This window comes from Mycobacterium sp. NGS26 (genome assembly GCF_059813025.1).
This window is the reverse complement of the sequence record NZ_JCALDU010000003.1, coordinates 61,386-87,231: the sequence shown is the minus strand read 5'-3', so window position 1 is coordinate 87,231 and position 25,846 is coordinate 61,386. Positions and strand designations below refer to the sequence as shown.

Here is a 25,846-nt window from a genome sequence, read left to right as displayed (position 1 = left end):
CTACTTCCCCGGCGGGTTACCGCTGGATCCGCTGCAGCTGGCCGTAGGCGTCGATCGGGCTGTGCAGCGCCAGGCCGCCATCGGCGTGCACGATTTGCCCTGTCACCCAAGGTAATTCGAGGACGCCCAGGATGGCCCCGGCCACGTCGGCGGCGTCACCCACGCCGCCCAGCGCCGTCCGTTCGGACAGGGCCTCCACCCAGCCGGGCAGCCGTTCGGCGTCGGTCAGCATCGGCGTCCGAGTGACGCCGGGGCCCACCGCGTTGATGCGGATTCCGTGGCCGCCCCACTCCACCGCGGCGACCTTCACCAGCATGTCCACCCCGGCCTTCGACACGCAGTAGGCGCCCATGTCGCGGTCGGCGAGGGTGCCGCTGATGCTGGACACCGCGACGATCGAGCCGCTCACCCCGGCGTCGATCATGGCTCGCGCCCCCGCGCGAATGGTCAGCCAGGTGCCGGTGAGGTTCACGGCGAGCACCCGGTCCCATTCGGCCGGTGACTGTTCGAGCAGCATGCCCGTCGCGCCGATTCCGGCGCAGGTGACGATTCGGGTCGGCGCACCGTGCTCGCGCACCGTTCGTTGCATCGCCGCCGCCACCGCGTCGGGATCGCTGACGTCGCAAGCGATGTCGCCGCCGGAGACGTCCCACACCACGACGTCGTGTCCCGCCTCGCGCAGCCGTGCGGTGACCTCGCGCCCGATCCCGGAGGCGCCCCCGGTCACCAGGGCCGTCATCGCGCGGGCCCGATCAGCTCGACGAGCACGAGTCCTCCCTTCCCCCCTGGCCCAGCTTGGCCAGGGTGCGATCCCAGAGCTCGCGCGCGAGCCGCGGATCGTAGGCCGCGCGGTTGGCTTTCGCGATCTTGTGCTTCGAGTAGTACTCGCCGGACGTCCAGTCGACGCCCGGGGTGCTCGACGCCAGCCAGACCAGCTGATCGGCGCCCTGGTCGGCGCTCAGGGTAAGCCGTGCGACCGGTGTGTGCCGCATGAACCGCAGGAATCGTGAACCCGACGCATCACCGAAGTTGGTGTTGACGTTGCCCGGGTGAAACGTTGCGACCGACAGACCGTCGGCGTGATAGCGCCGGTGCAATTCTCTGGTGAACATGACGACGGCCAGTTTGGTGAGGGCATAGGCGACGCTGGGGTGGCGTTCGGCCGTTCTCTCCAGGTCGGAGATCCGCACCCGGCGAAGCAGTTTCTGCGACGAGCTGGTCGTGTTGACGACGGTGGCGCGCGACGCGACGAGCACCTCCATCAACTGCGTGGTGAGCAGGAACGGCGCCAGATAGTTGACCTGGAACGTGATCTCGTGACCGTCGATGGTGTCGTGCATCTTGGTGAACATGCCGCCGGCATTGTTGGCCAGCACGTCGATGCGCGGGTACTGCGCGCGAATCTTGTCCGCGAGGGTCCGCACCTGGGACAAGTCGGCGAAGTCGGCCACGAAGCGGTCCGCGCCCAGTTCGGCGGCCACCGCGGCGGTCTTGGTTTCCGACCGCCCCACCACGACGACCTGGCCGCCGGTGCGGCTGAGGCGGCGAGCCGCCGCGGCGCCGATTCCGTCGCTGGCGCCCGTGATGACGATCGTCCTGCGCGTCACTGCCGTCGGGTCAGGCCAGCGAGTAGCGGACCGGCAGGTGCTTGAGGCCGCCGACGAACGTGGTGGCGACCAGCTCCGGATCACCGGTCAGCTCAATGGATTTGAGCCTGGGCAACAGCTCGGAGAAGAAGCTGCTGACCTCCATCCGGGCCAGGGCCGCGCCCATGCAGAAGTGCACGCCGTAGCCGAAGGCCAGGTGCTTGTTGGGGTCGCGCCCGACATCGAAGCGGAACGGATCGTCGAACACGTCCTCGTCGCGATTGCCCGACACGTAGGACAGCAGCACCGAGTCGCCCGCGGCGATGGGCACGCCGCGCACGACGGTGTCCTTGGCGGCGGTGCGCATGAACTCCTTGACCGGGGTGACCCAGCGGATCATCTCCTCGGTGGCCAGGGGCATCAACTCCGGGTTGTCGCGCAGCCGCTGCAGCTGGTCCGGGTTCTCGATGAGCGCCTGCAGGCCCCCGGAGATGGTGGCGCTGGTGGTGTCGTGGCCGGCGGTGGCGACGATGAGATAGTAAGAGACGGTGTCGATGTCAGACAGCGGTTCGCCGTCGACGCGGGCGTTGGCGATCGCCGAGGCGAGGTCCTCGGTCGGGTGCTCGCGGCGCGACGCGGTGACACCGTTGAAGTACTGGAACATGTCCAGCAACGCGGGCAGCTGATCCTCGTTGGTGCTGCCGCGCTTGAATTCGGAGTCGTCGCTGCCGAACAGCTCCTGGGTCAGCTTGAGCATGCGCGGAAAGTCGGCCTCCGGCAGCCCCAGCAGCGACATGATCACGTAGAGCGGGTAATTGACGGCGACCTGCTGAACGAAGTCGCACTCGGGGCTCGCGGCCATCATCTTGTCGACGTAGACCTTTGCCAGTTCGTCGGCGCGAACCTTCAACGCCCGCATCGCCTTCGGGCGAAACCAGTCGGAGCCGATCGCGCGCACCACCCGGTGCTGCGGGTCGTCCATGTGGATCAGCGTGCGCACCCCCGCGGCGGCCTGCATCTCGTCGCCCTCGGCGGTGGTCAGGACCGGGCGCGGCCAGTTGGTGAACAGCATGTTCTCGCGTTCGATGTCCATGATGTCGGCGTGCTTGGTGATCGCCCAGAACGGCCGGTAGTTCGGCACGTCGACCCACGACACCGGCGCGCTGGCGCGCAGGTGCGCCAGCGCGGCGTGCAGCCGCGGCTCGTCGGTGTAGGCCAGCGGGTCCGCCAGCAGCCTGGCGGCCTCGTCCATCGTCGTTGTGCTCACTCGCGAAACCCTTTCAGTGCGGCGGTGATACAGGACTGCGACGCGGTTAGGAAGATCGGCAGGACCCGGTCGACGGCGCCCTCGCAACGGTCCCTGAGGGCGGTCGCGATGGTGTCGACCGGGCCGACGACGGCGAAGGCCGCCAGCATGTCGTCGTCGATGAGCGAGCCCATCGCGTCCCACTCCCCCGCCAGGGACAGGCGGTGCAGCTCGGGTTGCAGCCCGCCCCACCCGTGCAGCTCCAGCACCCTCCGGTACGCCGGCGTCGATCCGTAGAAGGCGATCTGCTTGCGCACCGCGGCGGTGGCGGCCGCCAGCGCGGCGTCGTCGCCGCCGGTGGCTATCAGCACCTCGGCCGACACCTCGAAGTCGGCGCCGTCGCGGCCGGCGCGCTGCATGCCGCGCCGCAGCGCGGGCAGCGTCACCTCGTCCAGGTAGCGCTTGGAAACCATCGGGTGACCGAGGTGGCCGTCGGCGACCTCGCCGCACATCTCGGTCATCGTTTCGCCGACGGCCGCGAGGAAGACCTTCGGCGGCGGATGGGGCTGCGGCTCGGGGGTGAACATCGGGGTCATGATCTTGTGGGTGTAGAAGTCGCCCTCGAAGCGCAGCTTGGTGCCGTCCCGCCAGGCGGACCAGATCGCGTGCAGCGCGGAGACGAATTCGCGCATCCGGCGGGCCGGGTGGCTCCACGGCATGCTGAACCGCTTCTCGATGTGCGGCTGGATCTGGGTGCCCAGCCCGAGGATGAAACGGCCCTTCGAGTACGCCTGCAGGTCCCAGCCGATGTTGGCGACGATCATCGGGTTGCGCGCGAACGCCACCGCGATGTTGGTGCCGAGCTCGAGGCGCGAGGTGTGCTCCGCGGCGAGCAGCAGCGGCAGAAACGGGTCGTGGCTGGTTTCGGCGGTCCAGCCGCCGTCATACCCGCGCTGTTCCAGGGCGGCGGCCGCGTCGGCCACATCGGCAAGCCGGTTGGGGATGCCCCCGTCGATCTTGAGGCGGGCGGCGTCGGCCATGCGGGTAACTTTACAGTAAGCAATCCAGTATGTGACCCTGCTGATCTAGCTGCGCGACCGAAGCCGCACGAGGGTAGGACGGAAGCATGACAAAACCGCCGGACTGGGCGGAGACGCTCGAGGATCTCGATCGCCGCCGTCAGCATGCGTTGGCCATGGGCGGGCCGGAGCGGCTCGACAAGCACCGCGGCAAGGGCAAGCTCGACGCCCGCGCGCGCATCGAGCGGCTGCTGGACCCCGGCACGTTTCGCGAGCTCGGCACCCTGGTCGGCGGTGAGATCGCGGCCGACGCGCTCGTGGTGGGCTCCGGGCTGATCAACGGCTCGCCGGTGATGCTGGGCGCCGAGGACTTCACCACGATGGCCGGCAGCATCGGGCCCGGCGGCAACTCCAAGCGCTACCGCATCGCCGAACTGGCGCTGCGCGACAAGATTCCGCTGGTGATGCTGCTGGAGGGCGCGGGCTTTCGCCCCACCGGCGGGCACTACGGCCGCACCCCCACCGACCTGCTCGCCCAGGCGCAGTGCTCGGGCCGGGTCCCGACGGTGGCCGCCGTGCTCGGCCCGTCGGCCGGGCACGGCGCGCTGGTGGCCCCGGTGTGCGACTTCCGGATCATGAGCGCCCAGGGCGCGATCTTCACCGCCGGGCCGCCCGTCGTCAAAGAGTCGACGGGAGAAGACATTTCGAAGGAGGACCTGGGCGGGCCGGACGTCGCCCTGCCCAGCGGGGTGATCCACAACGTCGCCGAGGACGACGAGGCCGTGCTCGACAACATCCGCCGCTACCTGTCGTACTTCCCGCCCAGCGCCTGGTCGTACCCGCCGTCGCTGCCCGCCTGCGAGGCCGCCGGGCCGCGGGGCACGCCGGAGCTGCTCGACATCGTCTCCCGCGACAACCGCCGCGTCTACGACATGCGCGCGGTGCTCGACGTGATCTTCGACAGCCCGGACTGGTTCGAGATCCAGCCGCGGTTCGGCAAGGCGATCATCTGCGCGCTGGCCCATCTCGGCGGCCACCCGGTCGCGGTGGTGGCCAACCAGCCCCAGGTGCTCGCCGGCTCGATCGACGCCGACGCCGCGGACAAGGCGGCGCACTTCATCATGGTGGCCGACTCGTTTCACCTGCCGATCGTCTTCCTCGCCGACAACCCCGGCATGCTGCCCGGCAGCCGGTCGGAGCGCAGCGGCGTGCTGCGGGCCGGCGCGCGCATGTTCGCCGCCCAGACTGCGGCGACGACCCTGAAGCTGCATCTGACGCTGCGCAAGGCGTACGGGTTCGGCTCGATGGTCATGTCGCTGCTGGGATTCGACCACCAGGTCGCGACGTTCGCCTACCCCGGCGCGACGATGGGCGCCATGAGCGCGGCGGCGCTGAGCCGGGCGTCGCACGCCGGCGAGGACCTGTCCGCCAAGCTGCGCAACGCGGAGCTGCAGGCGTCGTATCGGTCGGCCGAGCACATGGGCTTCGACGAGCTCATCGACCCCCGCGAGACCCGGGACGCGTTGCTGGCGTCCCTGCTTCGCGGCCTGTCCAGCCGGCAGGCCGCCGCCGAGCCGGTGAGCCGAACCGTCATCATGCCGTAGGACCGCCGCGAAACTGTAACTAGCGACGCGTTTACCGAGTGGGAGCGTTGGTAGTTACAGTCTCGCGGTAAGCGCGCACGACCGGCTCGAGCTCGTCGGGTGTCGCCCCGTGCAGGATCACCGCGTCGGCGCCGTAGTCGAATTCCTTGCGGATGCGATCCACGCACTGCCGGGCGGACCCGGTGGCCGAGGGTTCCAGCCATTCGTCGGGGATCAGCGTCGCGATGTGCTCGATCTGCTCGGGTGTGGCCTTGTGATCGATCCCGCCCGCGATCGACGTCACCACCGGGTCTTCGCGGAAGCGTTGCAGCACAGCGGGATCCCAGTTGTTGGTGCGCACCATCAGGTCGCCGTACCCCTGTAGGTAGGTGGCCAGGCGCGCCACGGTCTTCTTCAGCCGCAACGGCTCGGGAAGGTGATCGCCGACCGTGGCGAAGCAGGACCAGACCCGCACGCTGGCGGGATCGCGGCCCGCCTTTTCCGCGGCGGCCTTCACCGTTTTGACGCAGCGCTGCAACGTCTCCGGCGTGAAGTAGGTGTGCAGGATGACGTCGTCGAAAACGCGGCCCCCGAGCGCGAGCGTGCGCGGCCCGAAGGCCACCAACGCCAGGCGAATGTCCTCGTCGAAGTCCGGGTCCAGAAACAGGATTGGGTACTTGCCCATCGGGCCGTCATGGTTGAAGATCACCTCGCCGCGCCAGAGCCGGCGCATGACCTGCGCCCAATCCTCCATCTGCGCGGTCGTCACCGCGGGGATGCCGAACGCCCCGTAGATCGCGGCGATGCCGCGCCCGATGCCCAGGGTGAAGCGGCCGCCGGAAAGTCGGTGCATGGTGGTGGCCCACGACCCGGTGATCAGCGGATGACGGGTGTTGTGATTGGTTGCGGCGGTGGCGATCTGCATCCGGGTGGTCACCGCGCAGGCGGCGCCGACGAGCGACGAGGCCTCCTTGACGTTCCAGCGCTCGGAGATGAACGCGGTGCCGAAGCCCAGCTCCTCGCCCCGGCGCGCCTCGTCCATCAGGGTCGCCGGTCCCTCGCCCCCGGCCCCGGCCAGCAGGTAGTAGCCCAATTCGTCGAGCGCGCGATCGCTCAATTCCAAACCCCTTGCCGGTAGCCGCAATTCCAGACCTCGGTGATCCTGCCGTCGACGACGCGGAACACCTCGATGCTTCCGACGTTGGTCTCGGTCCCGTCCTTGGTGGTCATCGCCGAGTCGTAGACGATCCCGACGTGCTCGCCGTCGTCGCCGGCGATCACGACGTTCAGGTCGAAGCGCAGCGCGTCGAACATCTCCCAGAGGTCCCTGACCCGGTCGACCGCCTGCTCGCGCGTCAGCGTGTGCGCCTCCCCCACCTCGTGCCGAATCACGGTGTCGGCGAACAACTCCCCGGCCAGGGCGAGATCGCGTTCGTTCCAGACCACCAGGTTGTACAGCTCGACCACCTCGCGCGCCGTGCGCGCGGCCGCGCTCACCGTGCCACCTCGCGCAGGAATCGCTCGGTGACCCGCTGCACCCGCCGGGAGAACACATGACCGACGTGGCCGCCGTCGTACCAGTACAGCTGGCCGTCCCAGCGTTCCTGCAGCGCGATCGCGGGCTCGCGCATCGCCATTCGGTCGTGCCACGCCCCGACGATGAGCCTGCGCTGCGGTGGTGGGGCCGGGTCGACGGCGAGCGGGTCGATCACGGAGGTCAGCTTCGAGACCTCCGGGGACCCCAACAGCTCTCGGAACCCGTTGCGGGACGGCCCCCACCGCCCCAGGTGCCGCGCGATCATCGCGTTGAGCCCGAGGATCGGCGTGTACAGCGCAACCGCGTCGATCTCCCTCTCCAGATGGGAAACCAGCGCGGCGACGGGCGTGCCCATCGAAATCCCGGCCACCACAACGGCGCTGGCCTGCGGCTGCGCCCATCGCACGACGGCGCGCACCTCCGACACCGCGCGCATCATGCCGGCGACGTTGCCCAGCGGGTCCACGTCGGGGTAGGCCGGCCATTCGCGGCGCCGGCAACCGTGACCGGGCTGCACCGGCATCGCGACGTTGAAGCCCAGCTGGTGATGTATCCGGCCGATCCGGGACAACACCAGGTCTTCCGTGCCGCCCTGACCGGCGCCGTGCACCCAGACGAGCCACGGCCTCGGGCCGTCGCGGTGCCGGCACACGTGCACCACCGCCCGCGCCGGGCCACCGAGCCCGTCGGCCTCCAGCGTCGCCGGCAGCTGCGGGTCGTGTTCGAATTTCATCCGCTCGTAGGCGAGCCCCCCGATGCGCCGCCGCCGTAACGACGTCACCCGCAACGGTTTCGGCTCGGCATGCGCGCGATCGATGCCCAGCTCCGACAGCTCCTGCGCCGCCGCGGTGCACGCATCCACCGGCCGCAGCGCAGCGGGGGCTCCGCCCAGCAGCGAAAAGCCGCTCAGGACAAGCTCGTCCAGCATGACCTCACCGAACTGGCGCAGCCCGCGCGGCGACGCCGGGGCCCAGCTGGTCGATTCCCGGAGGCCGGCCACCGTGCGCGGCAGCAGCATGCCCAATTCGCGGGTGATGTCTAGCGCGCGATTCATCATTCACGCCAGCTTGAAACCGGTGTATCCGCCGGCCGCGATCTCGTCGCAGCGGCGGCGATATTCGGGGATTCCGCCGGTGTAGCCCATGTACATCCGCTTCTTGCCGGGCACATTGCCTCCGTTGTACCAAGAGTTGCACGACGGGTGAACCAGCACCGTCGGCGCCACGAGCGCAGCGGCTTGGTCGGCCCACTCCTGCTGCGCGCCGGGCAGCGCCTCGATGGTGCGGATCCCGCGGGCGCGCAGGTGGGCGATGCAGTCACCGATCCACTCCACATGCTGCTCCAGCGCGGCGACGAAGTTCGCCGCGGCGCTCGGGCTGCCCGGGCCCTGGACCGTGAACAGGTTCGGGAAGCCCGCGACCGCGAGCCCGAGGTAGGACAGCGGCCCCGCGGTGGCCCAGAACTCGGCCAGCGACAGCCCGTCGCGGCCGCGGATGTCGATGCGGCTGAGCGCTCCGGTCATCGCGTCGAAACCCGTGGCGTAGACGATCACGTCGAGTTCGTACGAGTCGCGCTCGGTGCGGATGCCGGTCGGCGTGACCTCGCGGATGGGCGCCTTGCGCAGGTCGACGAGCGTGACGTTGTCCCGGTTGAACGTCTCGTAGTAGCCCTGGTCGATGATCGGCCGCTTGCACGCGAAGGGATGCACGGGCACCAGCGAGGCCGCCGTTTCCGGGTCCTTGACGATGCGGGCCACGGCCTCGCCGTACAGCCTGGCGGCCATCCGGTTGGCCTCGATGTCGAAGAAGACGTCACCCCAATTCAGCGCTCCCATGACGCCGTGCTCCTCGATGGCGCGCAATTGCTCTTCGCGCGTCGCCGTCTTCAGGGGCGGCTTGCCCAGCATCTCCAGCAGCACCGAGAACGCGCTCAGCCGCGCCGCCCCGATCGGGTGCGCCCGTTGGGCGGCCCGGATCTCGCCGTAACGGGCCTTCATCTCGTCCAGCTCGCCGGGCTCGAAGCGCCGCACCCGCCACGGCAGGGTGTACGCCGGCGAGCGTTGGAAAACGTAGAGCTGCAACGCCTCCCGAGCGACGACGGGGATGAGCTGGACGCCCGTGGAGCCGGTGCCGATGACGCCGACCCGCTTGCCGGCAAGGTCGACGCCTTCCTTGGGCCAGCGACTGGTGAACAGCGACGTCCCGGCGAAGCTCGCCATCCCGGGGATGTCGGGTCGCAGCGGCGCCGACAGGATGCCGGAGGCGGCCACCACAAACGGCGCCGCGAAGGTTTCGCCAGACTCGGTGCGGACCCGCCACAGGGCGGCGTCCTCGTCGAAGGTCATCGCGACGACCCTGGTGTCGAACTGGATGTCGCGGCGCAGGTCGAGCCGGTCGGCGACGAAGTTCAGATAGGCCTCGACCTCGGGCTGGGCGGGCATCGACTCGGTCCAAACCCATTCCTGCTGAATCTCTTCGGAGAAGCTGTACGAGTATTCGATGCTCTCGATGTCGCAGCGGGCCCCGGGGTATCGGTTGAACAGCCAGGTGCCGCCGACGTTTTCGGCCATCTCCAGTACGCGGGTCCGTATTCCCAGCTGCCGCAGCCGATGCAGCATGTACAGGCCGGAGAACCCGGCTCCGATGACCAGCGCGTCGAAGTCGGCCCCGGATTCAGCCCTGGATTCGGCCCCGGATTCAGCCACCGTCACCACTGAGCTTGAGGATGGTTCGGGTCAGGTGCAGGGTCTTGATCCGCCAGTCGCCGTCGCGCTTCTCGTAGGTCTCGTGATAGTGGCCGGCGCCGTGCAACTCGTGGCCGTCGCCGAAGACGATCCAGTCCTCCATCGCCCAGACGCCGGCTGCAGTGGTGGCCGAGGTCAGGGTGATCTCCGGGGTGTGGCAGTGGTGCATGGTGGCCGCGCCCTCGAGGCCGCCCAGCACCATCGGGACGAAGTTGTCGACACCCTCGAGCGGCGGCGCCGTCTGCGGGTCGGCCCCGCCCGTGGAGACCGCCATGTCGAGGTAGACCACCACGTCGGCGGCGAAGACGGAGCGCCAGCCCTCGATGTCTTTGGTGTCCAGAAATCGGCAGTAGCGAGCCTTGAGCGCCCGGATCGCTTCCAGCTCGTCAGCCGCTGTCGTCATCTCTCTCCTTGCCGCGCACCGACCGAACTGCTGAAATCTATACTGTAACGGACTTAGTATCAACGATCACGGAGGCGCCGGCGTGAAAGTGCCTTTCACCTGGAAGGTGACCGGGTGGTTCATGGTCGGGTGGTCGCCCGAATTCCCGGTCGGCGAGGTGCGCCCGCTGCACTACTTCGGCGAGGACCTGGTGGCCTATCGGGACGAGCACGGCGAACTGCACGTCCTCGAGGCGCACTGCAAGCACCTCGGCGCCCACATCGGCCACGGCGGCAAGGTGGTCGGCGACTGCGTCGAGTGCCCGTTCCACGGGTGGCGCTGGGGTCCCGACGGAACGAACCGATACATCCCCTACCAGCCGGACCGGCCCAACCGCGGGCTGCGGCTGCGGGTGTTTCCCGTCCGCGAGCAGTACGACTGCGTGTTCATCTGGCATCAGCCCGACGGCAAGGAGCCGCAGTGGGAAATGCCGGACATCTTCCGTAAGTTCCCCCAGTTCGAGACCGACCCGGCCGCCTATTACCGGGCATATCCGGAGTTCTCCCGGCGCGCGGAGCGCGAACCGGTGCACCCGCAGATCGTCGCCGAGAACGCCCCCGACAGCGCGCATTTCGAGTACGTGCACCACGCCACCGTGACGCCCAGGGTGCTCGACTGGCGGATCGTCGACCACGAATGGCAATTCGTCGCGGGCTGGCCGGACGCGCGCAGCGACAACCCCGAGGATCTCGTGTTGCGGTTCCACAGCCACCTGTTCGGGCTGGGCGGGGCGATCAGCGCCTTCGAGGGCGCGCAGAACCACCGGCTGATCTTCACCTGCACGCCCGTCGACGACGAATGTTCGGACCTGTTCTACTCGATCTGGTGGCCCCGGACTCCCGGCGACACCGCCGAGGTGCCCGACGGCAGGCTGCGCGAGCTCATCGAAAAACAGTTCCTGTCCACCGTGTTCGACGATCTGCAGATCTGGCGCTACCAGCGGTACGTCGAGCATCCGCCGCTTTCTAAGGTTGACGCGAAAGGCTATATGGCACTGCGTAAGTGGGCCACCCAGTTCTACGAAGTGCCGGCATGACGGCACTCGAGGACCTCGTGGCGCCCGGGCACACCGCGATCGTCACCCAGGAATGCCAGGGCGCGGTCGTCGGCCCGCACGCCGGGCTGGCGCAACTCGCCGAGGAGGCGCGCCGCGTCGCCCTCCCCAACATCGTGCGGCTGCTGCCGGCGGCGCGGGCGGCCGGCGTGCGCGTCGTGCACTGCCTGGTGCAGCGGCGCCCCGACGGGCTCGGCTCCAACCACAACGCCAAGATTTTCGCGCTGGGACGCGGTGAAGTGGACATCGTCCCCGGCACGCCGGGAGCGGCCGTGCTTCCCGAATTGGGTCCCGAGCCAAGCGATCTGGTGTTGAGCCGGTGGCACGGCGTCGGGCCGATGGGCGGCACCGACCTCGACGCGGTGCTGCGCAACCTCGGGGTGTCCACCATCGTCGTGGTCGGTGTTTCGCTGAACATCGCGATACCGAACGTGGTCATGGACGCCGTCAACGCCGCCTACCGCGTAGTCGTGCCCCGCGATGCCGTCGCCGGCATACCGACCGAGTACGGCGAGGCCGTCATCGCCAACACCCTCTCGCTGCTGGCGACCATCACCACGACCGACGACCTGCTGGGAGTATGGCAATGACCGACACCGGAACACAATTCACGGTGCCCGCCGTCGCGAAAGCCGTCGCAGCCGCGATCCCCGATCGCGAGCTGGTGATCCAGGGCGAACGGCGCTACAGCTACGCCCAGCTGATCGAGCGATCGAGCCGGCTCGCCGCATACCTGCACTCGCGGGGACTGGGATGTCACACGGAGCGCTCCGCGCTCGCCGGCCACGAGGTCGGCCAGGACCTGCTCGGCATCTACGCCTACAACGGAAACGAATTCGTCGAGGCCCTGCTCGGCGCCTTCGAGGCCCGGGTCGCGCCCTTCAACGTCAACTTCCGGTATGTCAAAAGCGAGCTGCAGTACCTGCTGGCGGACTCGGGTGCGACCGCGCTGATCTACCACTCCGCCTTCGCGCCCCGCGTGGCCGAGGTGCTTCCCGACCTGCCGCAGCTGCGCGTGCTGATTCAGATCGCCGACGACTCCGGCAACGACTTGGTTTACGGCGCAGTGGATTACGAGGCCGTCATCGCATCCACCCCGCCCTCGCCGCCGCCGGTGCAGCATTCGCCCGACGACCTGTACGTGCTGTACACCGGTGGCACCACCGGGATGCCGAAGGGCGTGCTGTGGCGCCAGCACGACATCTTCATGACGTCGTTCGGCGGGCGCAACCTGATGACCGGCGAGCCCTTCGGCTCCGTGGACGAGATCACCGCGGGGGTCGTCGCGGGCCCCGGCGCCAAGCTGATGATCCTGCCGCCGCTGATCCACGGTGCCGCGCAGTGGAGCGTGATGACGGCGATCACGACGGGGCAGTCCGTCGTCTTCGGATCCGTCGTCGATCATTTCGACGCCGACGACGCGGTCCGCACGATCGAGCGCGAGCGAGTGTCGGTGGTGACCGTCGTGGGTGACGCGATGGCGCGGCCGCTGGTCACCGCGATCGAGAAGGGCACCGCGGACGTGTCGTCGTTGGGCGTGGTGGCCAACGGCGGCGCCTTGCTGACCCCGTATGTGAAACAGCGCCTGATCGAGGCGCTGCCCAACGCCGTAGTCGTCGACGGCGTCGGATCCTCGGAGACCGGTGCGCAGATGCATCACCTGTCCGCCCCGGGAGCCGTGTCGACCGGGACCTTCAACGCCGGACCGGACACCTTCGTCGCGGCCGAAGACCTGTCCGCGATCCTGCGGCCGGGTCACGACGGCATGGGCTGGCTGGCGCAGCGCGGCTTTGTTCCGTTGGGCTACAAGGGCGATGCGGCCAAGACCGCCGCGACATTCCCGGTGATCGACGGCGTGCGCTACGCGGTCCCCGGCGACCGGGCCCGCCACCGCGCGGACGGCCGCATCGAGCTGCTCGGCCGTGACTCGGTGACGATCAACTCCGGCGGCGAGAAGATCTTCGTCGAGGAGGTCGAAACCGCGATCGCGTCGCATCCCGCGGTGGCCGACGTGGTGGTCGCCGGGCGGCCGAGCGAGCGGTGGGGGCAGGAGGTCGTCGCCGTCGTCGCGCTGACCGAGGGCGCCGACGCCAGCGCCGACGAGCTGGTCGCGCACGCCGCACAGTCGCTGGCGCGCTACAAACTCCCCAAGGCGATCGTGTTCCGCCCGGTCGTCGAGCGCAGCCCGTCGGGCAAGGCCGACTACCGGTGGGCGCGCGAGCAGGCGGTGACCGGGTGAAGTACCAAGGCCACGTCGCCGTCGTCACCGGCCCATATTGCCTACTGTAAGAATTACAGTACGATCTTACGCATGGTGACGACCAACGCGCACACTGCCGCCGAAACCGTCAGCCTGCGCGACCCCTACCCGTTCTTCGCCCATAAGCGCAGGCAGGGCGGCGTCTTCCGGGGCACCGTCATGGACTACTCGAAGACACCCGAGTCCCTGATGCCCAAGCGGGAGTACTCCGCGATGTCGTTCAACGCGGTCAACACGGTGTTCCGCGATGGCCGGGTGTTCAGCTCCGAGCCCTACGACAAGACGATCGGGCTGTTCATGGGTCCCACCATCCTGGCGATGGAGGGCAAGAAGCATCGCGATCATCGCAACCTGGTGTCCGCGGCGTTCAAGTCGAAGGCGCTGGCCCGGTGGGAGCCCGCCATCGTGCGGCCGGTCTGCAACGCGTTGATAGACGAGTTCATCGACGCCGGGCACGCCGACCTGGTCCGCAATTTCACGTTCGAGTTCCCGACCCGGGTCATCGCGCGACTGCTGGGTCTGCCCGACGAGGACCTGGCGATGTTCCACACCCGCGCCGTGGAGCTGATCAGCTATCACGTCAACTATGAACGGGCCTTCGAGGCGTCGGCGGTGCTCAAGGACTACTTCGTCGAGCAGATCGAGCAACGCAAATCCAAACCCACCGAGGACATCATCGGCGATCTCGTCACCGCCGAGATCGACGGCGAAAAACTCGGCGACGAAGCCATCTACTCCTTCTTGCGCCTGCTGCTGCCGGCCGGGTTGGAGACCACCTACCGGTCCTCGGGGAACCTGCTGTATCTGCTGCTCACCCATCCCGACCAATTCGCCGCGCTGCAGGCCGACCGCGGGCTGATCCCCCAGGCCATCGAGGAGGGGCTGCGCTTCGAGACGCCGCTGACCACCGTGCAGCGCTTCACCACCGAGGACACCGAGGTGGAAGGTGTTGAGATTCCGGCGCGCTCGGTGATCGGCGTGTGCATCGGCTCGGCGAATCGCGACGAACAGCGTTGGGAGCGTTCGGAGGAATTCGACATCTTCCGCAAGCACATGCCGCACATCTCCTTCGCGGCCGGCGAGCACACGTGTCTGGGCCTGCATCTGGCGCGGCTGGAAACCCGCGTGGCACTGGAATGCCTGCTGAATCGGTTGACCAACGTCACCCTGCTCACGGACGGGGACGTTCAAGACCCGCACATCCATGGGCAGCCGTTCCGTTCGCCGACCGCGCTTCCGGTGACGTTCGACGGGAAGTAAGGTCCGGGAATGGTCAAGGTAATGGAGGGCTTTCGGGTCCTCGAGCTTGCGCAGTTCACGTTCGTCCCGGCGGCGGGGGCCATCCTCGCCGACTGGGGCGCCGACGTCATCAAGGTGGAGCACCCGCTGCGCGGCGACACCCAGCGCGGCTTCCTCAACATGGGTGGCATCCAGGTCAACCCGGACCGGCACCCGCTGATGGAGCATCCCAACCGGGGCAAGCGCAGCGTCGGGATCGACGTGTCGACGCCGGGCGGCCAGGAGGTGATCTACGAACTGGCCAAGGCCTCGGATGTGTTCCTCACCAACTACATGCCGGCGCAGCGGCAGAAGCACAAGTTCGACGTCGAGCACATCCGCGCGGTGAACCCCGACATCGTGTATGCGCGGGGTTCGGCGTACGGCGACAAGGGCGCCGAGCGCGACGTCGGCGGCTACGACGGCACCGCGTTCTGGACGCGCAGCGGCATCGGGTACGCGCTGACACCCGAGGAGCTGGGCGGCGCACTGGGACAAGGTATTCCCGCGTTCGGCGATTCCATCGGCGGCATGTTCATCGCCGGCGGCATCTCGGCCGCGTTGCTGCACCGCGAGCGCACCGGCGAGGCTCTCGAGCTGGACGTGTCGCTGCTGAGCACGGCCTGGTGGGCGGCGGGCGCCAGCGTGACGCAGGGCATGGAGACCGGCGAGGTCATGCGCACGCCGATGCCGGGTTCCGCCACCGCGATGTCGGTGAACCCCTTCATGGGCAACTACCTGACCTCCGACGGCGGCACGATCAACCTGTGCATCATCAGCCCGACCGGGTTGATCCGCGACACCTTCGAGCACCTCGGCATCCCCGAGGCCGCCGACGATCCCCGCTTCTCGGAGGTGCTGCCGTTGATCCAGAACGCCGACGCCGCCGCCGAGCTGATCGCGAAGGCGTTCGCCGCCAAGCCCTTTGAGTACTGGCGCCAGCATCTGAAGACGATGAAGGGCCAATGGGCGCCGTTCCAGAGCCTGCTCGACCTGGCCGGCGACGAGCAGGCCCTCGCCAACGACATGATCAGCGAGGTCGAGCTCGCCAGCGGCGGCGCGCCGTTCAGGGTCGTGCGCGGTCCGGTGCAGTTCAACCACGAGCCGCTGGTGACCACCAGGGCGCCGCAGGCCTCCGAGCACACGGAGGTCGTCCTGCTGGAGCTGGGCATGGACTGGGACCGCATCGCCGAACTCAAGGAATCGGGAGCCATAGCGTGAACGACGTCGCCATCATCGGCGTGGGCCTGCACCCGTTCGGCCGCTTCGAGGGCAAGTCCGCGATGCAGATGGGCGTCGACGCGATCCTCGCCGCGGTCGCCGACGCCGGCGTCGCGTGGCAGGACATTCAGTTCGCCACCGGCGGCAGCTGGACGGTGGCCAACCCCGACGCGATCGTCGGCATGGTCGGGCTGACCGGCATCCCGTTCACCAACGTGTTCAACGCGTGCGCGACCGCCGCCAGCGCGGTGAAGGCCTGCGCCGACGGGATCCGGTTGGGCGACTACGACATCGGCATCGCCATCGGCCTGGACAAGCACCCGCGCGGCGCGTTCACCGAGGATCCGGCGCTGGTGGGGATGCCGCGCTGGTACGCCGAGAACGGGCAATACCTGACCACCAAGTTCTTCGGCATGAAGGCCAACCGCTACCTGCACGAGCACAACATCTCCGCCGAGACGCTGGCCAAGGTTGCCGCCAAGAACTTCCGCAACGGTTCGCTGAACCCGAATGCCTTCCGCCGCAAGCCGATCCCCGAGGACCAGATCCTGAGTTCGCCGATGCTCAACTACCCACTGACCCAGTACATGTTCTGCGCGCCCGACGAGGGCGCCGCGGCCGCGGTGATGTGCAGGGCCGATATCGCGCACCGCTACACGTCCAGGCCGGTGTACCTGCGGGCGGTGGAGGTGCGCACGCGCCGCTACGGCGCCTACGAGGTCAACACCACCTTCGCGCCGGTCGACGAGGACGTTGCGCCGACCGTGTACGCCGCACGGGCCGCGTTCGAAAAGGCCGGCGTGGCACCGGAAGACGTCGACGTCATCCAGCTGCAGGACACCGACGCGGGCGCCGAGGTCATCCACATGGCCGAGTGCGGATTCTGCGCCCACGGCGATCAGCAGAAGCTGCTGGCCGACGGCGCCACCGAGATCGGCGGCGCGATGCCCGTCAACACCGACGGCGGGCTGATCGCCAACGGCGAGCCGATCGGCGCCTCCGGGCTGCGCCAGATCCACGAAATCGTCCGCCAACTCCGCGGTGAGGCGGACGACCGCCAGGTTCCCGGCAATCCGACGGTGGGGTTCACCCAGCTGTACGGGGCGCCCGGCACCGCCGCAGCGACGGTGTTAACCACCTGACGGCGCCGAGCGTGAAACTGTTGCGACCACAAGCCGATTCCGTCGCAACAGCTTCACTTTCGGCGTCAGGAGGTTTTCGCGTAGGCCGGCTTGCCCAGCCCAAGCGCGTACTGGGCGATCATGTTTCGGAACACCTCCAGCGTGCCGCCGTAGATCCCCACCAGGGGAGCGAACCGGTAGGCGTATTCGGCGCTGCCGTCGTCGGCGGCCCCCTCGGCGCCGAACGGCAGGGCCGAGGCCGCGCCGAGCAGGTCCATCAGGTCGGGCGAGACGTCCCGCATCGCCTGAGCGATGGCGACCCGGCCGTAGATGTTCGGGGAGGACAGCGCCGTCTCCAGCCGGGCGACGCTTCGGCCCAGCCGGTACGCGACCGACGTGTCGTCGATGAGCCGGCGGCCGGCGGAATCGGGCTGCGCCACACGCGCCACAGCCTTGTCCACCGCCTCGGCCAGGGAACCGGCCTGGTGCATCATGATCGACGGGTCCTGCAGGCCGTCGGGCGCGGCGGCGACCGCGCCGTGCTCGGTGTTGAGCGGCTCGCGCAGCACGGTCCAGCCCGCGTTCACGTCGCCGAGCCGGTACTTGTCGTCGACGCGGACGTCGCTGTAGTAGACGATGTTCGTCCGGTCGCCGTCCACGGTGCGGATGCCCTGGATTTCGATGCCCGGGCTGTCCAGCGGCACCAGAAACATGGTCAGGCTCTTGTGTTTCGGCGCGCCCGGGGCGGTGTTGGTGATCAGGAAGACGTACTGGCAGTTGTGCGCGCCGGTGGTGAACATCTTGGAGCCGTTGATAACCCAGCCGGATCCGTCGCGCACCGCGCGGGTCTTGCAGGTGGCGACGTCGGAGCCGCCCTCGGGTTCGGTGTAGCCCAGACAGAGCCGGACCTCGCCGCTGAACACCTTCGGCAGCACCTCGTCGCGGACCTCCGGTGACCCGAACTTCGCCACCGAACGCGCCACCATCGCGGTGGTCCCCCACGTCACCCACGGCACGTGCGCCCGGCGCTTCTCCAGCTCCCAGATGCGGCGCCGCACCCGGCTGAACCCGCCCTCGGATTCGGGCTTCCACTCCTTTTCCAGATAGCCCGCGGCGCCGAACTTCAGGTGCAGACCCTCGTCGAAGTTGTCGCCGGTCTCGCGGTCTCGTCGCCTGACCTCCTCGGTCATGTGGGTATCCAGAAAGCTCCGCGCCTCGTCGCGGAAGGCCCGATCCGCGTCGGACAGCTCGACCCGGGAGAAATCCATGTGTGGTCCCTGTCTACTCGGCGCTTTCGCGGGCGATCACGAGTTCGGCGACCCGTTGGGCGGTCGCGCCCGGATCGCCGGCCGCCAGCGGCCATCCCCTGGCCCGCACCAGATACGCCGTCGCGGCGGCCTCCGACGAAACCCCAAGCCCGCCTTGGATGTGCACCGCCATGGTCGCGGCCTTGGCGGCCTCCTCTGCCATGAACACGAACGCCGACGGCGCCAGCTCGGGCCGTTCGTCGGGCTCGTTGTCCAGGAACCAGGCGGCGCGCCGGGCGAGGTTGCGGCCGCCCTGGACGGTGATGGCCATGTTCGCCAGCGGGTGCGATATCGCCTGCAACGTCGAGATGGGTACGCCCAGCGTGTAGCGCGTCTTGGCGAACTCCGCGGCGATGGTCATGGTTTCCTCGACCAGGCCGACCAGCGCCGCCGCGGTCAGCAGCCGCCATTCGTCCAGTGCCCGTTGGTAATTCGCCGTCGCGTCGGGGCCTTCGGCGATGACGGTCCGGCCGTCCGCGGCGGCCGGGTCCACCCAGGCCATCGGCAGCCGGCCGATGTTGTCGACCTTGGCCGGGCGGGTGCCGAACGTCAGGCGCACAACCTGGTCGCCGTCCCGGACGATGATGTGGTCGGCGATCGACCCGGTCGGTATCAGCCGGGCACCGGGTGCATCGTCGAGCCGCGCGTCGAGCGCGGCGAGCTGTTCGCCATTGGCCACCCCGGTGGTCTCGGCGCCCAGCGCCCCCAGCCGGCCGAGCAGCCGCGCCGCGCACACGTGGTCGATCCACGGCACCGGCGCCAGCGACCGGCCGACCTCCTCGGCCACCAGCGTGAGGTCCACCAGCGTCGCCCCGTCACCGCCGCACGACTCCGGCAGCGCCATCGTGGTCGCCCCCATCGCGCACAACCGCTCCCACAGGCTCTTGTCGAAGCCGGAAGGCTCTGCGGCACGGACGGTTTCGATCGGGCAGTGGGTCTTGAAGAATTGCCGGTAGGCGTTCTGCAGGTCCACGTGGTCGTCGGACAGGCTGTAGTCCAGCCTGCGCAATTCGAAGCGGTCCATGGTCAGTGCTCCCGTCCGAAGAAGAATTCCCGCGCGTTGTTGTGCAGGTAGTTGTCCAGGATGTCGGCCGGCAGGTCCAGCGCGCGGGCCTCGGGTATCACGCGGCGCATCCGCAGCACCGGCCAGTCGGACGCGTAGATCACCTTGTCGGGCCCGCGCGTGCGCATGTAGTGCAGCAGGCTTTCCGGCAGCCGCTTCGGCGACCACGCCGACGTCATCAACCGCAGGTTGGCGTACTTGAGCAGCAGCCGGATCGCGACGTCCCACCACGGGTCGGCGCCGTGGATCATGCACAGCTTCAGTTCGGGAAACCGCACGCACACTCGGTCGAGATGCATGGGGTGCTGCACCTCCCCGGGAATCGGCGGCCCGGGGATGCCGGTGTTGACGCACAGCGGCAGGTCGATCTCCGCGCATTTGGCGTAGAGCGGGTAGTAGACGGCGTCGCTGGGCGGGTACTGGCCATCGCCCCAAAAGCTCGGCCCCACTACGGCATACGCGACCGGCAGGTCGCCGACGATCGCGGTCAGCTCGCGCAGCGGCCGCACCGGGCGCAGCAGGTTGACCCCGCCCATGGCCAGCGCGAACCGATCCGGCTTGGCTTCGACGAACTTGCGCGCGGTGGTCGACGGGTTGGTCAGCGAGTCCATCAGGATCGCCTTGCGCACGCCTTGTTCGTCCATCTCGTCGAGCAGCTCGGACAGGTCGACCGGCGCGAACATCGACTCCGGCCCCTTGAAGTAGTCGTCGCGGACCTTGAGCATCCAGGAGGGCTGGGACTCGGCCTCCCCGAAGTGGACGTTGACCAGGCAGTCGATGGCTCCGGTGCTCATGACACCTTCTCTTCGGCTTGTTCCCGGGCCCAGCGATAGTTGGGCTTGCCGTTGCCGAGCCGCTGAATCTGCTCGACGAAGATGAACGCCTTGGGCGCCTTGAAGTGCGCGAGCTGGGAGGTGCAGAAGCTGTACAGGGCCTCTGTGGTGGGCTCGGCGCCCGGGTGCGCCGCGATCAGCGCTACGACCTCTTGGCCCCACCGTTCGCTGGGCCGCCCCACCACGAGGGCGTCGGCGACACCCGGATGCGCGCGCAGCACCTCCTCGACCTCCTCGACGAACACCTTTTCACCGCCGGTGTTCACCACCAGCGAATCGCGGCCGAAAAGCCGGATGGTGCCGTCCTTTTCGAGGGATGCCCGGTCGCCGGGGATCACCACCCGCCGGCCGTCGATCTCCGGGAAGGTCCGTTGCGTGCCCTCGGGGTCGCTGAAGTATCCGAGCGGGATCCGGCCGGTCCTTGCGGCCCAGCCGATCTCCTGCTCGCCGGGTCGCAGGAACCGGCTGCGGTCGGCGGAGACCACCGTGGCGCCGACCCTGGGTTCGAAGGTCTCGCTGGCATGCCCGCCGCGGCTGTGCCCGAACGCCATGTTCCCGGATTCCGACGACCCGTAGCCTTCGATGATCGTGATGTGCGGCAGGCATTCCATCAGTGCCCGTTTGTATTTCGCGTTGGTCGCCGCGCCGCCGGTGCCGATGGCGTTCAGCGCCGACAGGTCGTAGGTGTGCGCCCGCAGTTCGGCGACCAGCGGGCCGGCGTAGGCGTCGCCAACCATCGTCATCATGCCCACCCTTTCCCGCTCGGCGGTTTCCCACACCGACCGGACGTCCAGCTTGTGGCGGTCGTCGTAGAGCACGACCGGCAGGCCGGCGCAGAGCGCCGCGAACGCGGTCCACATCCCGGCCGCATGCATCAGCGGCGAAACCGCGAACCACGGTGGGCCGCCACCGCGGACCTTGTCGTGGATCTCGGTGACGCTGTCGTGATCGGCGCCCACCATCGACGACACGTACATGTCGCTTTGGCGCCACAGCACGCCCTTGGGGCGTCCCGTCGTTCCGCCGGTGCACATCATGATCAGGTCGTCGGGCGAGCCCGCCAGGTCAAGGTCGGCGGCGCCGGCCGCCAGGGCGTCGTCGAGTGGGATGGCCCCCGGCAACTCGGGGGCGCCGCTTTCGTCGTCGACGGACACCAGCAACTCGGTGCCGTTGGGCGGCAACACCTCCGCGAACCGGGCGCCCAGCGAGCGGTGATAGATGATGCCGCGGGGACGGATGTAGTCGAGCAGGTCGCGGATCTCGCGCACCGAGTAGTGGTGGTTGACGTTGACCGGCACCACGCGCGCCTTGAGGCATCCGATCAGCATGTCGGGATACAGGTCGTTGTACATGATGAGTGCGACCCGGTCCTGCCCGCATTCCCAGCGCTCGAGTTCCTCACGCGACGCGTAAACGCCGAATCCCTTGTCGATGAGGAAGTTTGCCAGCCTGTTGGTCCGTATCGCCGATTCGGCGAAGGTGCTGCGCCGGTTTCCGCAGGCGGTCATCAAGCGGTCGGGAACGACATCGGCGATGGCGTCGAGGACTGCGCCGACGGTCCATTCACTCACGGTCTGGGCCGCCTAGGCCGGCACCGCGGCTTTGACGCCGAGGAGGTCCAAGGCGTTGTCGCGCATGATTTTTCGAATGTCGGTTTCGCTGAATCCGGTGAGCTCCTCGGTGAACGACACCGGCGACTCGAGGCCCTCGCCGTGCGGCCAGTCGGAACCGAACAAGATCTTGTCGACGCCGATGACGTCGGCCAGCGCCCGCAAATCGTCCTCGTAATAGGGAGCGATCCACACGTTGTGGCGTAACTGCTCCACCGGGTCCTCGGGGAACAGCCGCGGGTGGTTGTTGGCCGCCTTCTTCAGCCGCTTGATCAGCCGGTAGACGAAGTACGAGCCGTTCTCGATGCTGACCGCCTTCAGTTTCGGGTGACGCGTGAACACGCCATGCGCGATCATCGAGGCCATCGTGTCGTGGATCGCGCGGTCGTCGACCAGTATTTGCTCCAGCGGATCCGATCCGCCGAACGCCTCGAACGTCGACTTGCCGCCCCACATCCCCGCCAGCTGTAGGTAGCCGCTGTCGCTGAGGTGGAATCCGACCGGGACGCCGGCCTCGGCCAACCGGGCCCAGACCGGATCATGGCTGGGATCGCCCAGCGAGCGCGGCTTGACCACGCCGGGTACCGGCGCCGGGCGCACGAGCACGAGTTTGGCGGAATGCGCCAGCACGTAGTCGATCTCGTCGACGGCCCTGGCCGGATCGGCCAGCGAGATGATCGGCGCGGCGATGATCCGATGGTCCGGGCGGTCGAACCCCCAGTCCTCGTCCAGCCACAGGTTGAACGCGTGCACCGAGGCCATCGTCGCGTCGACGTCGTGCTTGAGCGCCTCCTCGACACCGCAGCCGAACGTCGGCAGCATGAACACCGTCTCGATGCCCTGGGTGTCCATCACCCGGACGCGCGCGTCCCGGTTCTGATACTCCGGGTGCTCCGCCAATCGCTCGACCTTCATCAGGGAGGCCGGATCGACGCCCTCGGGAATCTCGCCACGGAACAGCAAGTCGAGGCAGCCGGGCACGATGATGGGGTCGAACGTCGGGTTCGGAATGAACCGGTTGACGCGGTCGCCGATGACCGCCTGGGTGTGCTTGCCGTCGCTGAACATCTGGACGCCGCGCCTGCGGAACTTCTTGTCCAGATGCCGGGTGAAGGCATCCAGCGGCTCGTAGTAGTGGTTGTCGACGTCGATCGGCTTGTACGGCAAGTCAGTCATCATGAGTCCTTTCCGGTACCCGCGAGCGAAGGAAACTGCGGCGGCCGCTTCTCGAGAAAGCTGGTGATCCCCTCGATGACGTCCGGCCGCGGCATCGCCTCGTGCAACAGCACCTCGGCACGCGCCGTGGCGTCCACGACGTCGCGGGTGGCGTCGCCGTAGACCTGCCTCTTGATCACCGCCATCGACGCCGGCGAGCAGTTGCGCGCGATGTCCTCGGCGTACTCGAGCGCCCGCTTCATCAGCTCTTCGGGCGCGACGACTTCCTTGACGAGGCCCAGCTGCGCCGCCTCCTCGGCGAGGAAGGTGCGCCCGCTCAACAACAGGTCCAGGGCGACACCCCAACTGGTCAACCGCGGCAGTATCCAGGAGATCCCGAACTCGGCGATCAGCCCGCGGCGCGCGAACACGGCGGCGAACTTCGCTCCGGCGGCGGCGAACCGGACGTCGCACATCAACGCCTGGGTGAGGCCGATGCCGACGCAAGAACCGTTGATGGCCGCGACGACGGGCTTGCGCAGCGTCGTCACGAAATGCGGCGGGCGTTCGCCGACCAGGTCGGCGAGATTCGTCCGGCCCGCCCTCTCCATCGTTTCGCCCATGTTGGCCGCCGCGCTCGGCGCGCCGAGATAGGCGCCGGCGCAGAAGCCCCTGCCCCGGCCGGTCAGCACGATCACCCGGACGTCCGGGTCCTGCTCGGCGCGGTCGACGGCGGCGTAGAAGCCGGCGGCGATGTCGGGACCCCAGGCGTTGAGGCGCTCGGGGCGGTTGAACGTGAGGATCGCGACACCGGTGTCCGTGGCCTCGTACAGCACCGCGCCTTCGGGTTCGGACGCACCGTCGCTGCCGGGCATATTCAGCGGCACCTCCTCGCGCGCGGCTACCGGATCTCGGTGGATTTTTTGTACCCATACTGTATACCTATCGGTACCGCATTCCACAACTGCCGTTGCGGGCCCGAGAAACCCCGGCCAAACAGCGAATTTCGGGCACGGCGAGTCGACGTAGCCGGGTGTGGTGCGTGACACGCCGCGACCACGTTTTGCCCCGCCCGGCGCCCGGGAAACCGAAATCGAGACATCGATTAGTGAGGGGAGGGAACGCAATGGTTGACATCAACAGCGGCGTGACCGAAGCCGTCAAGGGCGTCGTGGAGGACGTGAAGGGCAAGGCCAAGATCATCGTCGGTGCGCTGATCGGCCGTGACGACTTGTTCAGCGAGGGCAAGGCCCAGCAGGACAAGGCCCGGGCGCAGCGCGACGCGGCGAAGAAGGAGGCCGAGGCCGAATCGGCCCGTGCGGCCGCCAAGGTCGCCGAGAAGCGCCAGCAGGCCGAACAGCAATAGGTCGCGACCGCACGGCACGGGCCCGGCCCACCATCGAGGGCCGGGCCTTTTGCCGTCAGAACCACGGCGCCGCAGTTGTTTTCGGCGGGTTCCCTACGCCTCGATGAGCCCCAGGCGGCGATAGGCCTTCTCGATCTGGGCCTTGGCCTCCGCCGGCAGCTCGGCCTGCGGCGGCCGGGAATGGGGATAGTCACCCACCGGCAAACCCAGCACCGACGCGGCGTACTTGAACGCGCCACCCCAATGGGTGAAGTAATCCGGTCGCCCGGGATAGCAGGTCCACCACGACCCGACGTCGACCTCGAATTGGTCGAGGCCGGAGTCGCGCGCGTAGTCCATCGCCTCGATGAGTTTGTCGCTTTGGATCAGGTCCCAGTATTGGGAGAACAACCGCCGCTGCGGGGTCTCGTAGAGATAGCCCGCGGTGCCAAGCTGTGCCGGGCAGACGATGCCGGCGCGCAGCCAACCGGCGCGGTACACCGTCTTGTCGCATTCCCAGAGCACCAGATCGGGCGCCAATTCGTGCAACATGCGGCTGGCCGCCGGGCGGAAGGCGCCCTCCTTGGTGGCGCACACCGCGGGCACCTCGTCATAGATCCGCGCGCTTTCGGCCGGGCTCAGCACGTAGCCCGACGACGGCGAATTGAACATGCCCAGGGCGATGTCGGTGCGCGCAGCGATGTAGGAGAAGAATCTCAGCACGCCTTCCCCGCCGTGAACCTCCATCATCGGCGTCTGGATGTAGGCGATGTCGGCGCCGGCGTGCTGAGCGTGCAGCGTCAACTCCAGGCAGTCCTTGGCCGTCATCGCCGCGGTACAGGCCTGCACGACGACGCCGGGGTTGGCCCTGCGCGCCTCCTCGATTGCGACCTCCAGCAAGCGCTTTCGCTCGTCGAGGGTCAACGACCAGAACTCGGCGATGCCGCTGGTGCACCACAACATCGGGTGACCGAGGTCGCCGACGCAGTAGCGGACCAGCGTCCGGTAGGCGTCCCAGTCGATGTCGTCGCCGTCGGTGCCGCAGAACGGCGTGTAGAGGGAGTTGCCGATTCCGCGCAAAGCCCCGCGTGCCCAGGCACGCGCCTCACCGGCCGTCGCCATAGTCCACTCCTTAGGTCAGCATGCAGGTGAAGTCCGAGCCGCCGTCGACGTTGATATTGGCCCCGACCACCCGGGCCCCTTCCTCGGCGAGGCAACGGTGTAATCCGTGGCTCAGCGGGAAATTCACCCAATGGGTCGCGTGCGGTCATCGTCGCTTGTCCAGCCTTATTTACCAAAAAGCCTACGATAGGTATTACAGTAGCAGGTGGGAAAACGCACGAGAGCCGAGGTGGACGGCCACAACCGAGCGCCGACACGCGTACGTATGCGCAGGTGGGAGAGGATCTGCCGGTAGATTGAACTCCACGGGTGGCACGATTC

Annotated in this window: 24 protein-coding genes; 8 read left to right on the top strand and 16 right to left on the bottom strand. The window is 68.3% G+C overall.

All coding sequences use genetic code 11. The features are described from left to right. Window positions 1-16: 16 nt before the first annotated feature. From AC5Y6X_RS11425 to AC5Y6X_RS11410, 4 genes are read right to left on the bottom strand one after another with little or no spacing between them, the layout of a single operon-like run. Window positions 17-739 carry an SDR family NAD(P)-dependent oxidoreductase gene (locus tag AC5Y6X_RS11425; RefSeq protein WP_499986585.1) on the bottom strand — a complete coding sequence of 241 codons (723 nt, stop codon included), beginning with the start codon at window positions 737-739 and terminating at the stop codon, window positions 17-19. Between the two features lie 13 nt (window positions 740-752). After that, window positions 753-1,607: an SDR family NAD(P)-dependent oxidoreductase gene (locus AC5Y6X_RS11420; protein ID WP_499986584.1), complete on the bottom strand. Its 855-nt coding sequence runs from the start codon at window positions 1,605-1,607 to the stop codon at window positions 753-755. 10 nt (window positions 1,608-1,617) lie between these two features. Continuing rightward, window positions 1,618-2,838 carry a cytochrome P450 gene (locus AC5Y6X_RS11415; protein ID WP_499987031.1) on the bottom strand — a complete coding sequence of 407 codons (1,221 nt, stop codon included), beginning with the start codon at window positions 2,836-2,838 and terminating at the stop codon, window positions 1,618-1,620. A gap of 11 nt (window positions 2,839-2,849) precedes the next feature. Then, window positions 2,850-3,872, bottom strand: a complete 1,023-nt coding sequence (locus AC5Y6X_RS11410) for an LLM class F420-dependent oxidoreductase (RefSeq protein ID WP_499986582.1) — start codon at window positions 3,870-3,872, stop codon at window positions 2,850-2,852. Window positions 3,873-3,958: 86 nt separating this feature from the next. Between AC5Y6X_RS11410 and AC5Y6X_RS11405 the strand changes: the two genes are divergently transcribed. Then, entirely contained in the window at window positions 3,959-5,455 is a 1,497-nt protein-coding gene (locus tag AC5Y6X_RS11405; RefSeq protein WP_499986581.1) for an acyl-CoA carboxylase subunit beta, read from the top strand. Between the two features lie 31 nt (window positions 5,456-5,486). Here the strand turns inward: AC5Y6X_RS11405 and AC5Y6X_RS11400 are convergent, their stop codons facing one another. The 5 genes from AC5Y6X_RS11400 to AC5Y6X_RS11380 are packed head-to-tail and all read right to left on the bottom strand — an operon-like array spanning window position 5,487 to window position 10,117. Further along, window positions 5,487-6,551 (bottom strand): TIGR03857 family LLM class F420-dependent oxidoreductase, encoded by a 1,065-nt coding sequence (locus AC5Y6X_RS11400; RefSeq protein WP_499986579.1) that lies wholly within the window; start codon window positions 6,549-6,551, stop codon window positions 5,487-5,489. Next, the gene (locus AC5Y6X_RS11395) at window positions 6,548-6,931 is read right to left on the bottom strand and encodes a nuclear transport factor 2 family protein (protein WP_324676141.1); all 384 of its coding nucleotides are present in this window, start codon (window positions 6,929-6,931) and stop codon (window positions 6,548-6,550) included. The genes AC5Y6X_RS11400 and AC5Y6X_RS11395 overlap by 4 nt, the downstream gene beginning before the upstream one ends. After that, window positions 6,928-8,025, bottom strand: a complete 1,098-nt coding sequence (locus AC5Y6X_RS11390) for a PHB depolymerase family esterase (RefSeq protein ID WP_499986577.1) — start codon at window positions 8,023-8,025, stop codon at window positions 6,928-6,930. Before AC5Y6X_RS11390 ends, AC5Y6X_RS11395 begins: the two co-directional genes overlap by 4 nt. 3 nt (window positions 8,026-8,028) lie before the next feature. After that, complete coding sequence (locus AC5Y6X_RS11385) at window positions 8,029-9,675, bottom strand: flavin-containing monooxygenase (RefSeq protein WP_499986576.1); 1,647 nt, start codon at window positions 9,673-9,675, stop codon at window positions 8,029-8,031. After that, window positions 9,668-10,117, bottom strand: a complete 450-nt coding sequence (locus tag AC5Y6X_RS11380; protein WP_499986574.1) for a nuclear transport factor 2 family protein — start codon at window positions 10,115-10,117, stop codon at window positions 9,668-9,670. The genes AC5Y6X_RS11385 and AC5Y6X_RS11380 overlap by 8 nt, the downstream gene beginning before the upstream one ends. Window positions 10,118-10,199: 82 nt before the next feature. On the opposite strand from AC5Y6X_RS11380, the gene AC5Y6X_RS11375 reads away from it, so the two are divergent. From AC5Y6X_RS11375 to AC5Y6X_RS11350, 6 genes are all read left to right on the top strand, one after another. Continuing rightward, entirely contained in the window at window positions 10,200-11,192 is a 993-nt protein-coding gene (locus tag AC5Y6X_RS11375; RefSeq protein ID WP_499986573.1) for a Rieske 2Fe-2S domain-containing protein, read from the top strand. After that, on the top strand, window positions 11,189-11,800 hold the full coding sequence (locus AC5Y6X_RS11370) for a cysteine hydrolase family protein (RefSeq protein ID WP_499986572.1): 612 nt from the start codon (window positions 11,189-11,191) through the stop codon (window positions 11,798-11,800). Before AC5Y6X_RS11375 ends, AC5Y6X_RS11370 begins: the two co-directional genes overlap by 4 nt. Next, window positions 11,797-13,449 carry an acyl-CoA synthetase gene (locus tag AC5Y6X_RS11365; RefSeq protein WP_499986571.1) on the top strand — a complete coding sequence of 551 codons (1,653 nt, stop codon included), beginning with the start codon at window positions 11,797-11,799 and terminating at the stop codon, window positions 13,447-13,449. Before AC5Y6X_RS11370 ends, AC5Y6X_RS11365 begins: the two co-directional genes overlap by 4 nt. A gap of 72 nt (window positions 13,450-13,521) precedes the next feature. Further along, entirely contained in the window at window positions 13,522-14,730 is a 1,209-nt protein-coding gene (locus tag AC5Y6X_RS11360) for a cytochrome P450 (protein WP_499986570.1), read from the top strand. A 21-nt stretch (window positions 14,731-14,751) separates the two neighbouring features. Then, window positions 14,752-15,969, top strand: a complete 1,218-nt coding sequence (locus AC5Y6X_RS11355; RefSeq protein ID WP_499987030.1) for a CaiB/BaiF CoA transferase family protein — start codon at window positions 14,752-14,754, stop codon at window positions 15,967-15,969. Further along, window positions 15,966-17,111 (top strand): thiolase family protein, encoded by a 1,146-nt coding sequence (locus AC5Y6X_RS11350; protein WP_499986569.1) that lies wholly within the window; start codon window positions 15,966-15,968, stop codon window positions 17,109-17,111. Before AC5Y6X_RS11355 ends, AC5Y6X_RS11350 begins: the two co-directional genes overlap by 4 nt. 65 nt (window positions 17,112-17,176) lie before the next feature. Here the strand turns inward: AC5Y6X_RS11350 and AC5Y6X_RS11345 are convergent, their stop codons facing one another. The 6 genes from AC5Y6X_RS11345 to AC5Y6X_RS11320 are packed head-to-tail and all read right to left on the bottom strand — an operon-like array spanning window position 17,177 to window position 23,933. Beyond that, window positions 17,177-18,358: an acyl-CoA dehydrogenase family protein gene (locus AC5Y6X_RS11345; RefSeq protein WP_499986568.1), complete on the bottom strand. Its 1,182-nt coding sequence runs from the start codon at window positions 18,356-18,358 to the stop codon at window positions 17,177-17,179. A gap of 13 nt (window positions 18,359-18,371) precedes the next feature. Next, the gene (locus tag AC5Y6X_RS11340) at window positions 18,372-19,421 is read right to left on the bottom strand and encodes an acyl-CoA dehydrogenase family protein (RefSeq protein ID WP_499986567.1); all 1,050 of its coding nucleotides are present in this window, start codon (window positions 19,419-19,421) and stop codon (window positions 18,372-18,374) included. A gap of 2 nt (window positions 19,422-19,423) precedes the next feature. After that, window positions 19,424-20,254 (bottom strand): amidohydrolase family protein, encoded by an 831-nt coding sequence (locus AC5Y6X_RS11335; RefSeq protein ID WP_499986566.1) that lies wholly within the window; start codon window positions 20,252-20,254, stop codon window positions 19,424-19,426. Then, window positions 20,251-21,864: an acyl-CoA synthetase gene (locus AC5Y6X_RS11330; RefSeq protein WP_499986565.1), complete on the bottom strand. Its 1,614-nt coding sequence runs from the start codon at window positions 21,862-21,864 to the stop codon at window positions 20,251-20,253. The genes AC5Y6X_RS11335 and AC5Y6X_RS11330 overlap by 4 nt, the downstream gene beginning before the upstream one ends. Window positions 21,865-21,876: 12 nt before the next feature. Next, window positions 21,877-23,079, bottom strand: a complete 1,203-nt coding sequence (locus AC5Y6X_RS11325; protein ID WP_499986564.1) for an amidohydrolase family protein — start codon at window positions 23,077-23,079, stop codon at window positions 21,877-21,879. Continuing rightward, window positions 23,079-23,933, bottom strand: a complete 855-nt coding sequence (locus AC5Y6X_RS11320) for an enoyl-CoA hydratase (protein WP_499986563.1) — start codon at window positions 23,931-23,933, stop codon at window positions 23,079-23,081. Before AC5Y6X_RS11320 ends, AC5Y6X_RS11325 begins: the two co-directional genes overlap by 1 nt. Before the next feature lie 251 nt (window positions 23,934-24,184). Here AC5Y6X_RS11320 and mbp1 point away from each other — a divergent pair, with 251 nt between their 5' ends. Then, complete coding sequence (gene mbp1 / locus AC5Y6X_RS11315) at window positions 24,185-24,424, top strand: microaggregate-binding protein 1 (RefSeq protein ID WP_324676168.1); 240 nt, start codon at window positions 24,185-24,187, stop codon at window positions 24,422-24,424. Window positions 24,425-24,517: 93 nt separating this feature from the next. On the opposite strand, the gene AC5Y6X_RS11310 is transcribed toward mbp1, so the two are convergent. After that, entirely contained in the window at window positions 24,518-25,525 is a 1,008-nt protein-coding gene (locus AC5Y6X_RS11310) for a dihydrodipicolinate synthase family protein (RefSeq protein WP_499986562.1), read from the bottom strand. Window positions 25,526-25,846: the final 321 nt, after the last annotated feature.

Excerpts from the sequence above, each read along its gene's own strand:
- AC5Y6X_RS11425 (WP_499986585.1), bottom strand. The coding sequence starts at position 739 with ATGACGGCCCTGGTGACCGGGGGCGCCTCCGGGATCGGGCGCGAGGTC.
- AC5Y6X_RS11415 (WP_499987031.1), bottom strand. The coding sequence starts at position 2,838 with ATGGACGAGGCCGCCAGGCTGCTGGCGGACCCGCTGGCCTACACCGAC.
- AC5Y6X_RS11410 (WP_499986582.1), bottom strand. The coding sequence starts at position 3,872 with ATGGCCGACGCCGCCCGCCTCAAGATCGACGGGGGCATCCCCAACCGG.
- AC5Y6X_RS11405 (WP_499986581.1), top strand. The coding sequence starts at position 3,959 with ATGACAAAACCGCCGGACTGGGCGGAGACGCTCGAGGATCTCGATCGC.
- AC5Y6X_RS11390 (WP_499986577.1), bottom strand. The coding sequence starts at position 8,025 with ATGAATCGCGCGCTAGACATCACCCGCGAATTGGGCATGCTGCTGCCG.
- AC5Y6X_RS11380 (WP_499986574.1), bottom strand. The coding sequence starts at position 10,117 with ATGACGACAGCGGCTGACGAGCTGGAAGCGATCCGGGCGCTCAAGGCT.
- AC5Y6X_RS11370 (WP_499986572.1), top strand. The coding sequence starts at position 11,189 with ATGACGGCACTCGAGGACCTCGTGGCGCCCGGGCACACCGCGATCGTC.
- AC5Y6X_RS11365 (WP_499986571.1), top strand. The coding sequence starts at position 11,797 with ATGACCGACACCGGAACACAATTCACGGTGCCCGCCGTCGCGAAAGCC.
- AC5Y6X_RS11360 (WP_499986570.1), top strand. The coding sequence starts at position 13,522 with ATGGTGACGACCAACGCGCACACTGCCGCCGAAACCGTCAGCCTGCGC.
- AC5Y6X_RS11355 (WP_499987030.1), top strand. The coding sequence starts at position 14,752 with ATGGAGGGCTTTCGGGTCCTCGAGCTTGCGCAGTTCACGTTCGTCCCG.
- AC5Y6X_RS11345 (WP_499986568.1), bottom strand. The coding sequence starts at position 18,358 with ATGGATTTCTCCCGGGTCGAGCTGTCCGACGCGGATCGGGCCTTCCGC.
- AC5Y6X_RS11340 (WP_499986567.1), bottom strand. The coding sequence starts at position 19,421 with ATGGACCGCTTCGAATTGCGCAGGCTGGACTACAGCCTGTCCGACGAC.
- AC5Y6X_RS11335 (WP_499986566.1), bottom strand. The coding sequence starts at position 20,254 with ATGAGCACCGGAGCCATCGACTGCCTGGTCAACGTCCACTTCGGGGAG.
- AC5Y6X_RS11325 (WP_499986564.1), bottom strand. The coding sequence starts at position 23,079 with ATGACTGACTTGCCGTACAAGCCGATCGACGTCGACAACCACTACTAC.
- AC5Y6X_RS11320 (WP_499986563.1), bottom strand. The coding sequence starts at position 23,933 with ATGCCCGGCAGCGACGGTGCGTCCGAACCCGAAGGCGCGGTGCTGTAC.
- mbp1 (WP_324676168.1), top strand. The coding sequence starts at position 24,185 with ATGGTTGACATCAACAGCGGCGTGACCGAAGCCGTCAAGGGCGTCGTG.
- AC5Y6X_RS11310 (WP_499986562.1), bottom strand. The coding sequence starts at position 25,525 with ATGGCGACGGCCGGTGAGGCGCGTGCCTGGGCACGCGGGGCTTTGCGC.